This window comes from Paraburkholderia sp. SIMBA_054, from assembly GCF_046534875.1.
Lineage (GTDB): Bacteria > Pseudomonadota > Gammaproteobacteria > Burkholderiales > Burkholderiaceae > Paraburkholderia > Paraburkholderia hospita.
Window position 1 is genome coordinate 1 of record NZ_JAWRXV010001229.1, and the last position, 253, is coordinate 253.

Annotated in this window: 1 pseudogene; it reads left to right on the forward strand. The window is 67.2% G+C overall.

Annotation, left to right across the window (positions count from 1 at the left end):
• Positions 1-253 (forward strand): annotated as a pseudogene (locus tag SB822_RS59030) (enoyl-CoA hydratase/isomerase family protein); the annotation flags it as partial.

A 253-nucleotide genomic window follows, 5' to 3' on the forward strand; every position in this document is an offset into this window, starting at 1 on the left:
TCATGGCGTACGCGGGCCGCTACGCTTTGCCGAAGGCGCTGTTTCCGATGGTCCTGTTCGGCGACGCGTTGACGCCCGCGGCCGCGTTGCAGGCGGGGTTGATCACGAAGGTCTGCGAGCCAGCAATGCTGCGCAGCGACGCGGACGCGCTCACCGAGCGCATTCTCGCGCTCGACGATGCGGGCGTGCGCCAGTGCAAGGCATTCTTCCTGGCGGCCGAGGAATGCACGACCGAACAGAACTTCCGCAGCGC